General features: G+C 41.7%; 9 protein-coding genes and 4 tRNA genes. 6 read left to right on the top strand and 7 right to left on the bottom strand.

Annotated elements, in window-relative coordinates:
• Positions 1-21: 21 nt before the first annotated feature.
• From ACSLUK_RS10650 to ACSLUK_RS10630, 5 genes are all read right to left on the bottom strand, one after another.
• The gene (locus tag ACSLUK_RS10650) at positions 22-3,171 is read right to left on the bottom strand and encodes an efflux RND transporter permease subunit (protein ID WP_448548563.1); all 3,150 of its coding nucleotides are present in this window, start codon (positions 3,169-3,171) and stop codon (positions 22-24) included.
• Between the two features lie 8 nt (positions 3,172-3,179).
• Positions 3,180-4,484 carry an efflux RND transporter periplasmic adaptor subunit gene (locus tag ACSLUK_RS10645; RefSeq protein WP_448548562.1) on the bottom strand — a complete coding sequence of 435 codons (1,305 nt, stop codon included), beginning with the start codon at positions 4,482-4,484 and terminating at the stop codon, positions 3,180-3,182.
• 61 nt (positions 4,485-4,545) lie between these two features.
• Positions 4,546-4,941, bottom strand: a complete 396-nt coding sequence (locus ACSLUK_RS10640; protein ID WP_448548561.1) for a hypothetical protein — start codon at positions 4,939-4,941, stop codon at positions 4,546-4,548.
• 124 nt (positions 4,942-5,065) lie between these two features.
• Positions 5,066-5,530 carry a GFA family protein gene (locus ACSLUK_RS10635; RefSeq protein WP_448548560.1) on the bottom strand — a complete coding sequence of 155 codons (465 nt, stop codon included), beginning with the start codon at positions 5,528-5,530 and terminating at the stop codon, positions 5,066-5,068.
• Between the two features lie 15 nt (positions 5,531-5,545).
• Entirely contained in the window at positions 5,546-5,812 is a 267-nt protein-coding gene (locus tag ACSLUK_RS10630) for a hypothetical protein (RefSeq protein WP_448548559.1), read from the bottom strand.
• Between the two features lie 450 nt (positions 5,813-6,262).
• Here ACSLUK_RS10630 and ACSLUK_RS10625 point away from each other — a divergent pair, with 450 nt between their 5' ends.
• Positions 6,263-6,682 (top strand): DUF1801 domain-containing protein, encoded by a 420-nt coding sequence (locus ACSLUK_RS10625; RefSeq protein ID WP_448548558.1) that lies wholly within the window; start codon positions 6,263-6,265, stop codon positions 6,680-6,682.
• A 68-nt stretch (positions 6,683-6,750) separates the two neighbouring features.
• Here ACSLUK_RS10625 and ACSLUK_RS10620 read toward each other — a convergent pair whose 3' ends face one another.
• A complete protein-coding gene (locus ACSLUK_RS10620) occupies positions 6,751-8,106 on the bottom strand; it encodes a DEAD/DEAH box helicase (RefSeq protein ID WP_448548557.1) in 1,356 nt (451 codons plus the stop codon).
• Between the two features lie 137 nt (positions 8,107-8,243).
• Positions 8,244-9,656, bottom strand: a complete 1,413-nt coding sequence (gltX, locus tag ACSLUK_RS10615; protein ID WP_448548556.1) for a glutamate--tRNA ligase — start codon at positions 9,654-9,656, stop codon at positions 8,244-8,246.
• A gap of 258 nt (positions 9,657-9,914) precedes the next feature.
• Between gltX and ACSLUK_RS10610 the strand changes: the two genes are divergently transcribed.
• The 5 genes from ACSLUK_RS10610 to ACSLUK_RS10590 all read left to right on the top strand — a co-directional run bounded on the left by ACSLUK_RS10610 (position 9,915) and on the right by ACSLUK_RS10590 (position 13,943).
• A tRNA-Val gene (locus ACSLUK_RS10610) sits at positions 9,915-9,990 on the top strand.
• 45 nt (positions 9,991-10,035) lie between these two features.
• Positions 10,036-10,111, top strand: a tRNA-Val gene (locus ACSLUK_RS10605).
• A 32-nt stretch (positions 10,112-10,143) separates the two neighbouring features.
• Positions 10,144-10,219, top strand: a tRNA-Val gene (locus ACSLUK_RS10600).
• Positions 10,220-10,251: 32 nt separating this feature from the next.
• A tRNA-Val gene (locus tag ACSLUK_RS10595) sits at positions 10,252-10,327 on the top strand.
• Positions 10,328-10,949: 622 nt separating this feature from the next.
• Positions 10,950-13,943, top strand: a complete 2,994-nt coding sequence (locus tag ACSLUK_RS10590) for a hybrid sensor histidine kinase/response regulator transcription factor (RefSeq protein WP_448548555.1) — start codon at positions 10,950-10,952, stop codon at positions 13,941-13,943.
• Positions 13,944-13,945: the final 2 nt, after the last annotated feature.

Genomic DNA, 13,945 nt, shown 5'->3' with positions numbered 1-13,945 from the left:
TCAAGCGCTTTCCTTTGCAACTTATGACGCAAATGTAGTCTTACGAGTGAAAGCATTAAAAACGACAGGTAACACAAATAATGTTAGGAATGTCGCTGTAAACAATCCTCCTATAACAACCGTTGCCAATGGTCGTTGAATTTCACTGCCGACCCCGCTAGACATTAGCATTGGAATCAATCCTAAAGCCGACGTAATAGCGGTCATGAGTACGGGCCTTAACCTTGAAACAGCACCATCGAAGATCGCGGTTTGCTTATCTACCCCCTCCACCAGTTGCTGGTTAAAGCTCTCCACCATAACCACACCGTTGAGCACCGCAACACCAAATAGCGTGATAAAGCCCACCGCACTTGGAACAGACAAATATTGCCCTGAAAAATACAATGCAAATACACCACCAATTATGGCAAGCGGCACATTTATCATGATCAATAAGGCTTGTTTCATTGAGGCAAAAGCAAAATATAGCAACAACAGAATTAACAGTAACGATAAGGGAATAACGATTATTAATCGCTGTTGAGCGCGTTGCTGACTTTCAAACTGACCACCAATTTTCACTACATAACCACTAGGTAAATCGACTTGTGCTGCAATAGCTTGCCTAATATCAGCCACAACATTTCCCATGTCCCGACCTTCGACATTCGCCTGTATCACGACTCGCCGTTGCACATCATCTCTTCGCACTTGAGGAGGACCTGATTCAAACTTTACATGTGCTACATCTCCCAAACGCACCCAAGCGCCTGCGGGTGATTGTATTCGTAAATCAGCAATACTTTCCGGTGATTTTCGAAATACATGTTGCAATCGAACATAGATATCATACCTTTCATTCCCAGAAATAACTTGCCCGGCAGTAACACCACCGACACCGTTTTGCACCATCGCCATGACATCCCCCACAGCTAGTCCGTATCTTGACAGCTGTTGACGCTTTGGCGAAATCACCAATTGTGCTTCTCCTGCAACTTGCTCCAGTGCCACATCTTTAGCGCCGTCAATCTGTTGCACAACGTCAGCAATTTCTTGTCCTTTCTCAGCAAGGATGCTTAAGTCTTTGCCGAACAGTTTTATGGCAAGTTGTGCTTTCACGCCAGATAAAAGCTCATCCACTCGTGTTGCAATTGGCTGTGAAAAGTTAAACAACAAACCAGGAAATACTGTTAGCTTTTCTGCCATTTGTTGCTGTAATAACAAGCGATTTTTTGCACTTCGCCACTCATTTATTGGCTTCAACCCAATATAAACTTCGATATTATTTACCGGTTCAGGATCACCGCCTATTTCAGGGCGACCAATGCGACTCAACGCGTACTCCACCTCAGGGAAAGTCATAAGTATTTGTTCTATTTTTGGCGCAAGTTCAATCGCAGTGGTTAAGCTTGAAGACGGTGCTAAGGTAACGCGCATGTTAATTGTGCCTTCTTCTAATTCCGGCACAAATTCAGTGCCGATTTTAGGTGCTAGCACTACGGCGCATCCAAACAAACCAAATGCGGTAAATAAGATGACCTTAGGAAACCGCATAGCGACTAATAAGAGTCGTTGATAAACGGCCTCAAAACGTGCTATCGCGCTGTTTTGTTTTGGTTTAAATCCTTTCCTAAACAACAAACTCGCTAACGCAGGCACTATTGCCAACGCAACAAAAATCGCAGCAACTACGGCCAAGATAATACTGGTCGCCATGGGTTGGAACAGTTTGGCTTCTACGCCCTCAAAACTAAACAATGGCATAAACACCACCAAGATAATCAATGCAGCGAAAAATATCGGTCGTGCGACCTGCTTACCCGCTACAAACACGATGCTATTGATGTTCATTTGGTGACTGCTGTCATCTTGAGAATAATTTGGATGTTTGGATAGCTGCTTAAAGATGTTCTCGACCATCACGACCGAACCATCTACCAACATACCAATAGCAATCGCAATTCCGCCCAACGACATTAAGTTTGCAGAAATTCCAAGCCATGCCATAACCATTAGTGCCAAACCAATTGAAATGGGAATAGAAATAAGCACGAGAAATGTGGCGCGTAAGTTCATCAAAAACAGTAAAAGCACTGCAATAATCAATACAAACGCGATAAGTAGCGCTTCAACAACGGTATTAACGGCTTTCTCAATTAACTCGCCTTGATCATAAAATGGCTCAAACCTGACTCCTTGTGGTAATGCCTGATTGATCAAATCGATTTTCTGCTCAATTCCTGCAATCGTTGCCTTAGTATTGGCGCCCATGCGCTTAAGTACAATGCCGGAAACTACTTCTCCTAGCGCCTTAATTTCACCGTTGGCAAGCCTTTTAGTCATCGTTACCGCCCCTTGGCGAATCTCACTGCCTAGCGACACATCTGCGACATCCCCAACCGTAATCACAGCCCCTTCAACTGTTTTTAAAGGAACTGAACCAATTTGACGTATGCCTTCAGCGTCACTTGCAAACCAACCTGTTCCGCGAATAACAAGCTGCTCCTGACCACGATCCATATACCAGCCGCCGACGTTGGTGTTATTGTCCTCAATCGCCGCAACCACATCTTGTTGCGAAAGCTGATAGGCTAGCAACTTATTCGGCTGAACATTGACCTGATATTGCTTAACTTCACCACCGAATGACAGTACGTCTGTAACTCCATCAACGGGCATGACTAAAAGCTTAACAATCCAATCATTCAAACTGCGTAGTGTCATCGCATCAAACTTGCTGTTGTCCTCAGCCAATAGCAAGTATTGATAAACCTGCCCTAAACCTGAGGTATTCGGCCCCATTTCAGGCACTCCTACACCTTCTGGAATAAGCTCTTTGGCTGCATTTAGACGTTCAAAAACAAGTTGTCGCGCGAAGTAGATGTCTGTGCCTTCATCAAAAACCACTGTAACCCCAGAAAGACCGGTTTTTGATATCGACCGCACTTGACTGACATTGGGCATCGCATACATCACCGCTTCAATGGGATACGTAATAAGTTGCTCAACTTCTTCCGCCGCCAGCCCCGGCGCTTCCGTATTAATAGCGACTTGCACATTGGTCACATCAGGAAAAGCATCAAGGTTTAGCTTTGGAATGGTTAAGTATGATGTAACTGCAAAAGCGATCAACAAAATGACAATCAGCAAGCGATTGCCAATCGACCATGAAATAATTCTCTCAAACATATCGCCTCCTAATGGTTATGCGGATCAAAACCGCCTTTCGCCAGTTCAGAGGCAACGTAGAAGGCACCGTACATAACGATATGTTGACCTGGTTGAACGCCTGTCACCTCAATCAATTCTCCAAATCTTCGTCCGCGTGACACTTCAACCGCTTTAAAAGTATTTGTTTCGTCTTCGACATATACAGTCCAATCACCGTCAGCAGAACGCATCATTGCTTGTTCAGGTAATGCAACAATAGGAGATTTGGCAGTAATCGAAAAATACACATCAACAAACATGCCTGGATGCAATTTATCATGTGCATTTTTTACCGCCAGTCTGATAGTTCGCGTGCGTGTAACAGGATCTATTGTATGGGCTTCTTGTATTACTAAACCTTCATAGCTTTCATTGTCTACGCTTATTATTGCCACTGAACCAACGGGCACATCGAGTGGTTTACTAGTAGAAACTTTTGCTTCTACCCATAATTCAGATTCATCAGCAAGCAGCATAATTGTTTGGCCTGCAGATACACGTTGGCCTTGTGAAAATTCATCTTGCAACACAGCACCTGCTCTTTGTGCGACAAGTGTGTATTCGCCAAGGCCTGACGAATTGTCTTTAACGACATTCGCTATTGCCTGCTCAGTTAAGCCAAATGCCTTGAGTTTACTTAGCGCAGCAATATATTTTGTTTCATCAGATAAGAGTTGGCTTTCACTGACCGTGCCCTGTGCCAGTCGTTTCGAACGCTGCCAATCATTATAAGCCACACGATAACTGGCCTGAGCCTCTGCCATAGCTTCACTAAAAAGTGTTACTAACGGGTCACCAAATTGTACGTGTTGCCCCAAAGTGGCGTGTCGACTAACCACCACGGACTCTATTCGCGGCGATACCACATAACTTGTGTAACCGTTTGCTTTGACTTCACCCGGCGCGTAAACACGTTGTTCAAATATCGATGATTTGGCTGGAGACACAATTATATTTGCAAATTCTATTTGTTCTGGTGTGAGACTAACCTCATTTGCGTGGGTGTCTTGATTCTTACCCTCATGAGAAACATGGGTGTCTTGATTGTTGCTATTGATTGTTGTCCTATGAGAATCATGGGTGTCTCGTTTCTTATCCTCATGAGAAACATGGGTGTCTTGTTTCTTGTGATGAGAATCATGGGTGTCTTGATTGTTTTGAGAAACATGGGTGTCTTGATTGTTGGCATTAACAATACCAGCACTTGCCGACTGAATTGTCGAAATGTTGAATATGCACACGCACGCAACTATTCCCCACCTTAACAGGCGGGCGTTTTTTAAAGTATTCATAAAATTTCCTATTGCTTGAGCATATAATGCTCAGATTAAGTTCTTGGTTAATTAACAGAACTTACGCAATAGGAGGTCGATGCTCAGGAGACGTAGCAATTGATGAAAAGTGAATATTTCCCCTAACAGCCTTAATATCTCGATGATACGGGGCAACTGGATTGTCTTTAATTAAGGTATAAACAGGTGTTGAACCATGGCAGTGACAACAGTGATGGCAGTCATAAGTTGAACTTGGTTTGCTATTATTCTGTTCAATGTTCAAATCAGCTGTAATAAGCTTTTCATCGGACATTTGTAATAAAACAGCTTGGTGCTCTTCATGCCCATTGTGTGATTCATCAATATTCACATGCACGCCCTCTTCCTGATGCGATTGGTGCGCATCAAATGCAGAGGCAATGGTTTGACAAGCAAACATCGCGAGCAATAGCATTGTGATAATACGTTGAATCAAAATAAACGAACCTAATTAATAAGAGTGCATATTGCACCACAGCATAAGCCGATTTGCAATCGACTATGGCTACTGCACCAAAGATAAAATGTTAACATTCATGTCGCTACAGCAACCACAGCTGTCAGGTATTGCGACAGATTTCAGAATTTCGGTAAGCCAAATAACGCACTAAATTATCATTTGGAGTGAACCATTCAACTTTCGATTGCCAGAATATGTGGGCATCTGGGTAAACGGTTTCTAGCTGATCAAAAGCCGCAAGTGCTACTTCAATGGTATCTTGTACTCGATTAAAACGAGATTCAAAAAACAAACTCGAGCCGCATTTTTTGCAAAATGAACGAACGCTACTATTCTCTGCTTCATAATGTGTTAGCATCTCTCGCCCAGCATGCCATTGGATATCCTGAGATCTAACCTCAGCAAATGTTGAAAACGCTGCGCCATGAAATTTCTGACACATCTTGCAGTGGCAATGAGCCACAAGTGGCATGATAGCGCTGACCTCAAACTGAATGGCACCACATAAACAACTTGCCAGATTCTGCGAACGGTTTTGTAGAGCATTACTATCGCTATGAGACATAATTCCTCCTCACAATTAATCTAAGTGCTCGGTTGTAAGTTCTGACACTCTTACAGCCACTGACATACCGTCAACTGTCCATTGTTGAGTGATTTTATTTAACAGCACACGGGCGATTAGTGTTTTATTAGAACCGTCATCATAGTCTACATGCATATGGCAAAATTGGTTATGTATGGGTTGATAATCAGGAATTGAAACCCTGATAGGCTTGACCACCGTTTTATTGGGGTGACGGCGTTTGTACCAGTCTTTTTCAATAATAGTAAATTGATAATTCAATAATTTTCCTCTAACTTAGTTTAAATATTTACTCTTTATTTGTTTAATTTATATTGTTCAATAAACCAGCGCCATTTTAGCTGCTTGACACCTGAAAAAGCAAATAACGTAAAAATGAAATACGCAAAAGCATGTACAGTAAAAACAAAAACACTATGCTGATGGCAATTTGGAAATAACTAGAGCGTGTTGATCTTTGAGGTACAAATTTTGTTCAACTTGAGCGTGCTTTGATCGCGGCGCTCGGTTTGTAGCATAGTTGTTCTACGTAAAAATCGAGCAACAATGAGCAAAGCGCGCTCAATTGAACCCTTCGGGCAGCGCCCGTTTGGCATTTATACTGTGTTATCGCCTTACTGGAGGAGAATAACTACACGACGAAGGCTCTGCCTAGTCTAAATGCCAAACTGTCAGCCGCAAAAATGAACAGCAAAGGTCAAAACGCTCTAGATGACTGAATTAAAAACACAAGAAAATGACGCAAGCGTCGAAGAATTTATTAGAGCAGTTGAACACCCTCAAAAACAAGCAGACAGCTTCGCGTTGGTTAGTTTAATAGAAAAGTTAACCGACAAGCCGGCCAAAATGTGGGGAAATAGCATCATAGGTTTTGGCAAATATCACTATGAGAACACCTGCAAAGGGGGAAGTTGGCCTATTGTCGGTTTTTCTCCCCGAAAATCAGCCATCAGCGTTTACATTATGCCAGGATTCTCAGATTATCAGCCACTACTTGATAAACTCGGCAAGCACAAAACAGGTAAATCGTGTTTGTACATCAATAAACTGGCAGATGTTGATATGGAAGTGCTCAAACTACTGATAATTAAATCAATTGAGTACATGAAAAGTAAATATCGGTGCGATTAGCCAATAACGCCTTTAAATTTCAAAAGATGCTACTGGCTTATCTTCATGCACGACATAAGGTATAGAGTTTAGTCTTCTTCTTTTAATTCGCTCGACTCAATTTCAGCTGGTGCTTTAGCCACTTTTTTGCGCAAAATTGGCAAATCACCGGCATCTTCTGCGGCTAAGAATGCTTTTTTCTTCGCTTTCACTGGTTTTTTCTTTTCAGCTTTCGCTTTAATTGCTTTAGCTTTTGAAGGCTCAGTTGATGCTTTTTTCGCTTTCTTGGGTTTTAATCCCTTAAACTTAGCAGGCAAAGATTCAACTGCATCAAAATCGAATTCAGTCTTCAAAAAGCCTTCAATGTTTTTAAAACTTAGCCAATCTTTCGGTCCTACTAACGAAATAGCATCACCTTTCTTGCCCGCTCTGCCTGTGCGGCCGATGCGATGAACAAACTCTTCACAATGTTTAGGTAAATCAAAATTTATTACATGAGAAACATTGACCAAGTCTAAGCCACGTGAAGCTAAGTCTGTGGTGATTAGGATTTTTTGTTGTCCCTTACTAAAGCTATCCATTATTTGATTACGCTGGCTTTGCGTGAGTTCACCACTTAAAGCTACACTATCAAGCCCTTTGCCGTTCAGTTCTTTCGACAATCTTTCAGTGTCTGCACGAGTCGCCGTAAATATAATCAATTGCTGATATGCTTCGGTCGCCAAAAAATGTTCAAGTAGCGCTTGTTTGTGATCAAGGTGATCTGCAAAGTAGAATTTTTTGTTGATATCTTTATGTTCGTCATGACCGCTATCGATGGAGATTTTTTTAGGGCTGTTTAATAACTCCAGTGCAAATTCATTTACTTGCGCATGATCCATCGTTGCAGAAAACATTAATGTTTGGCGCTTACGATGGTCAGCCGCTTTATTGATAGTGCGCAGTTCTTTTGCAAAACCCAAGTCAAGCATACGATCAGCTTCATCAAAAATTAACAGCTCTAAGCCATGCAAATAAAAGTGGCCTTGTGTTAAATGGTCAGCAAGTCGACCCGGTGTAGCAACGATAAAGTGCGGATCTTTTTCCAGCGTTTTCACTTGATCGTTAAAGTTTTCACCACCTAGAATGAGCACCGACTTGAAGTTACTTCCAGTAGTAAACAACCTCAGTTGAGTGAATACCTGCTTTGCTAGTTCACGTGTAGGCGTCAAAATTAACACTCTTGGGTCACGTTTACTTAGCGCCCTATTCTTAGTTAAACGATGCATAGCAGGCAAAATAAACGCCAGTGTTTTACCCGAACCAGTTTTAGACGATGCCATTAAATCATGACCTGTCATAGCAACAGGTATAGCTTGCTGCTGTATTTCAGTTGGACGATCAAAGCCTAAATGTTCTATGGTCGACATTAATCGTTTGTCAAAACCAAAATCACTAAACTGCAAAGGGTTCTCCTAAAGTTACTCTTCAGATAATTAACGTAATTATAACGCGTTTCATCTATTTATATGGTCAAAAAGTTAAACGGTCAAAAAAGCCAAGACATTTCGTCTTGGCTTTTATCTTGAAATAATGGTGATACTTAGCTATTTGCGGCTCTTTCAGCAATTACGGCAAGCGCCATATCGATTCGCGTTAATACCTTTTCTTTTGGTAATAACGCTAGCGTGATATCAAGCGACGGTGAATTACCAGCGCCTGTAGCAGCCACACGTAGTGGCATCCCTACTTTACCCATACCAACTTCCAGCTCTTCAGCCGTAGCATTGATAACAGCATGAATGTCAGCAGCATTCCAGCTCTCTAACGCTGCCAACTTGCCTTTAACAACTTCTAACGGTTGCTGCGCTACAGGACGCAAGTGCTTTTTCGCAGCTGCGGCATCAAATTCGCTAAAATCTTGATAGAAGTAACGTGAAATTTCAGCCATTTCTTTCAGTGTTTTAACGCGATCTGCCTGTACTTTAACAACTTCAGCCAATGCAGGCCCTTCACTAGTATCAATACCTTGATCACTCATATGCCATGCTAAGTGCTCAGCAACGTATTCAGGATCAAGCGTTTTCATATAGTGCTGATTCACCCAAATGAGTTTTTCAGTATTAAACGCTGACGGTGCACGATTACAACCAGTTAAATCAAACAACTCAATCATTTCTTCACGCGAGAAGATTTCCTGATCGCCATGTGACCAGCCTAAACGCACTAAGTAATTGAGAAGCGCTTCAGGTAAGTAACCATCATCACGGTATTGCATTACGCTCACCGCACCATGGCGCTTAGATAAACGTTTACCATCGTCACCCAAAATCATTGGAATATGTGCATATGCAGGTAATGGTGCACCCAACGCTTTTAAAATATTTATTTGACGCGGCGTGTTATTTACGTGGTCATCACCACGCACTACATGGGTTACCCCCATGTCCCAATCGTCTACCACAACCGTTAGATTGTAGGTAGGAGAACCGTCAGAACGAGCAATAATTAGATCGTCTAGCTCTTGGTTAGAAATAGTGATTTGGCCTTTCACTTGGTCTTCAATTACTACTTCACCGCTAAGTGGGTTCTTAAAACGAATAACGTATGGCTTGTCTGCTGGCCAATCAGTACGTTCACGCCACATACCGTTGTACTTTTCTTTCTCACCTTTCTCACGCGCTTCTTCACGCATGGCTTCTACTTCTTCTGGTGTACAGTAGCAGCGGTAAGCATGGCCAGTTTCTATTAACTGAGCGATGACTTCTTTGTAGCGGTCAAATCGCTTGGTTTGAAAATATGGGCCTTTGGTCCAATCAAGGTTTAACCAATTCATACCATCCATGATTGCGTCAACAGATTCTTGCGTTGAACGTTCAAGATCTGTGTCTTCAATACGCAAGATGAAATCGCCGCCATTCTTTTTAGCATATAACCAGCTATAAAGTGCTGTACGCGCACCACCAACGTGTAAGTATCCTGTAGGACTTGGCGCAAAACGGGTTGTTAAGCTCATATAATCTTCACCATTTTGATTGATTGACCACGCGCTTTTGTGCGTAGTCGAATATTTCTTTTAAAATTGGCGCATATTCTAGCAGGCAACGCGACTGAAAACATCTTTTACCCTTCAACATGGCCTAAAAAGTTTGTAAATTAATCAAGATGTTGAAAATTAAATCACTTAGCACGATTTCAAAAGAAAAACTGAAAAAAATAAACTTTTCTTATTGACAGTATTTTCGATCCACCTATAATACGCCCCCACAGAGACGGACGGTTAGCTCAGTTGGGAGAGCACCGCCCTTACAAGGCGGGGGTCACTGGTTCAAGCCCAGTACCGTCCACCACTCCTCTTATGTGGCGTTTCTGATTATTGAAGTATTTATAGACCTGGACGGTTAGCTCAGTTGGGAGAGCACCGCCCTTACAAGGCGGGGGTCACTGGTTCAAGCCCAGTACCGTCCACCACTTCAAAACTAGGTCTATACCAGATATATTCTGGACGGTTAGCTCAGTTGGGAGAGCACCGCCCTTACAAGGCGGGGGTCACTGGTTCAAGCCCAGTACCGTCCACCACTTCAAAATTAGGTTTATACCAGATATATTCTGGACGGTTAGCTCAGTTGGGAGAGCACCGCCCTTACAAGGCGGGGGTCACTGGTTCAAGCCCAGTACCGTCCACCATTTCTTTGTTAAATTTCTTTGTTAAATTTCTTTGTTAAGAGCTTATTAATTGTCTTGTTATATTCAAGGGTTAAGCACCTACTACTCTTTACAACCCGCGCCAAATCACTGGTTCAAGCCCAGTACCGTCCACCACTTCTACTTTCAAAAACAATCACAAAATTAAACGACCAAGAGATATTCAAGGGTTAAGCACCTACTACTCTTTACAACCCGCGCCAAATCACTGGTTCAAGCCCAGTACCATCCACCACTTCTACTTTCAAAAACAATCACAAAATTTAACGACCAAGAGATATTCAAGGGTTAAGCACCTACTACTCTTTACAACCCGCGCCAAATCACTGGTTCAAGCCCAGTACCGTCCACCACTTCACATTCAAATTTCAAATTAAGAAAAATCATCCTTGCTGGGGTCAGAGTCAACTATACTCGTCGCCATATATGCAATTCAAATTTAGGTCTACGTTTATTGACTCTGACCCCGTAGAATCACTCTCTATGTAAAGCGAGTGGTTGTTGAACCAAGGTACAATAAACCCATGTTTCAAATAAACAACACCTGTTAATATCTTGTATATTTTGCTATAACATGAGCGGTTGTTTATTCAAGGTGGATTCTTTGGCCTTGTTACTAATTTGGTGGTTTAACTTGCAACAATTTATAAAACTTAATGCGAGCTATTTATTCTTTTTTGTCGGTAGTTTATTAATCGTTTGGCTGAATAACCATCTGGATTTACGCGCTCAATTTCCTTCAAGCAATATTGTCATCTGTGGCATATTATTTTGCACCAGTTATTTGTGCTATCTGAAATTAGGTTCTAAATCTTTCAAACTTCTCTGGCTATATTCAGCAATTGCCCTGTTAACTCTCGCTTTGGGTCAATTAATCTATCAGCATTATTCGCCATCGGCGCTTATCGTACATTCATCGACGCTTCTCGCATGGTTATTTGCTTTTCTTGCAATCGAAACGACACCAAACGTTGGAGAAACACCGCAAAGCCAATTCACATCAAGACGCGTCTCAGCCATTGTTTTTAGTATTACGCTCTTTACTTATTTGGTATTAATCCCCAAGCATGACTCAAGCTTTTTTGCTATTGAAAACAATCAAATAGAGTTGTTCAACATGCTATTGTCTTTAGTGCTCACGTTTAGATTATTTGAGGGCTGGCAGTCAAGTAACATCAAAGGGTGGAAAACGTTTTATGGGCTCGCGATTGTTGCAAGTCTTATATTTTGTTTAGGCAATGGCTTTAAATTAATGTCGTTAGCACCAAGTAATGGCACGCATGTGTTATTGGCTAGTATTGTTTTTCTATTACTGACTTTTTTTACATTAAAAAACAAGGAAACATTTACCGCCAAAAAGTACCAGTTTTCTGCAGAGATGTACCTTATCATCCAAATTATGGCGTTCACTGGATTGCACCTTTCGCTTACCAGACAGAGTGGCAGTGATAACTTAAGCTACCCGCTAGAATCACTGTTATATGCGATTTGGATGGTTGGAGTGCTTGGCTTTTTGGCCTATATAATTAGTAAGAGCAGACACAAACAACAAGCAAATGAATTAAACAAGCAAAGTTTACAACATGCAATCGAAAGCCTTGAAAAAAAGCTCGTAAAGTTGAACGAAGCGTTGATATTTAGTGAAGAAAAAGCCATTGTTGCCAGCTCAAGCAATGCTATTTTAACGGCTTCAACTAATGGAGAAATTCTCTCAGCAAACCCTGCTGCCGTGCAAATGTTCCAGTATTTAGAAGACGAATTAATCGGACAAACCATAGCCACCTTATTTGACGATAATGATGAGCTCCATTTCTTCTTCAATTATCAAAGTAATGTTTTCTCGTTGGAACGTAAAAAGAGTGGCATATCAAAAGAAAGTCTTTGTAAAAGAGCTGATGGGCACGAATTTCCAGCACAAGTGGAGATGCAATGGGCCGAGAGAAAAGGCTCCCCACTCATTGTTATCACCTTTATCAATTTAACGTCTCGTAAGCTCGCAGAACAACAAACGTTAGAACAAAAAGACGCGTTTTTGGCCAATGTTTCGCACGAATTTAGGACACCACTCACCTTGATCAATGGGGTGATTGACAAATTCATTGAATCGGCAAAAAACAAAAATGAAGTTGAAGATTTGATCACTGCGAAACGTAACAGTTTGCGACTTGTAAGAATGGTTGAACAACTTCTCGAATTATCAAAAATGCAGGAAAGTCCCTCGTTAAACACCGCTACCTACGAATTGTCTCATCTATTGCAAATGCCGCTTGATTCATTTCGTCAGCTTTGTGTGCAACAATCGCTTGGGTTTACATGTAACATCCCCGATGCGCTTTATTTGGAGTGTGATGCCGAAGCATTTGAAAAGATCATCTTTAACTTAGTAGCAAACGCCGTCAAATATACGCAAAAAGGCGGCGAAATTACAGTTAATGCCTACAAGAGTGGTAGCGATATACTCATTGACGTTATTGATACAGGTATTGGCATAAGTCAGTCATTTCAAAACGTGATATTTAATCGTTTTGAGCGCGTTCAAGAGCCCGCCAGTATTGCACAGTTTGGTGTTGGTATCGGGTTATCGTTAGTTAACGAATTGGTTAAGGCACATCATTGGCGAATTAGTCTAATTAGCGAGCCTAAAAAAGGAAGCAAATTCACTTTGCATATTCCAGCAGCAACACAAACAGATAAAACCCAGTTAGCAACGGCGAGCATTTCTCATCAAGAAATTTCAACGCTATTGCTCGATGCTAATCAATCGGAACAAAAGCTAATAAAGCCTGAAGACAAACGCGTGGTATTGCTAATTGAAGACAATAAAGATATGCAGCAACATGTTCAACAGCTGCTCGACACGCAACACCATTGTATTACCGCAGATGATGGCGAATCAGGCATTGCACTAGCAGTAGAATACATTCCTGACATAATTGTTTGCGATATCATGTTAACCGGTATTGATGGCTTTGAAGTTCTTACCTTTCTTAAAAATCACGAAGCAACTAGCCATATTCCGGTGATTTTACTTACTGCACGTTCAGATTTAGAAAGCCGACTTAAAGGGTTAGGGTTGCAAGCAGATGAATACCTCGGAAAGCCATTTAATCGCAAAGAACTTCTGACACGTATCGATAGCCTTATCGAGAATCGTCGCCGATTAAAACAAGTGTATGTTGGCAAATACATGGATGCCCAGCAGAAGCAGCGCAAGCAACAAAGTCATCAGCATATTTCACATTTGACCGAGTCTGAAATGCCAGAAACATCTGCAGACGATAACTTCCTAAACAAGTTAGAGCAGTTTGTTGCGAAACACTATACAAACCCTCAACTTGAGATCGCAGAAATTGCCAGTCATCTTGCGATGAGTGAACGACAATTACAGCGTAAGATTCGTGTCTTGCTAGGCTCTACACCAAACCACTACTTAAAAGAGTTCAGATTGAGCAAAGCAAAGGAAGCGCTTGCTATGGGTAAGCCGATTGGTCATATTGCACTAGACGTTGGTTTTTCTTCACAAACCTACTTTGGTCGATGTTTCAAAGAAAAATACGATATGACGCCAAAACAATACCAATCTAGTTTAGAAAAATAAAT

This window comes from Thalassotalea fusca (genome assembly GCF_053485835.1).
Note: the sequence above shows the minus strand (reverse complement) of the source record. Positions and strands in the feature narration are given on the sequence as shown.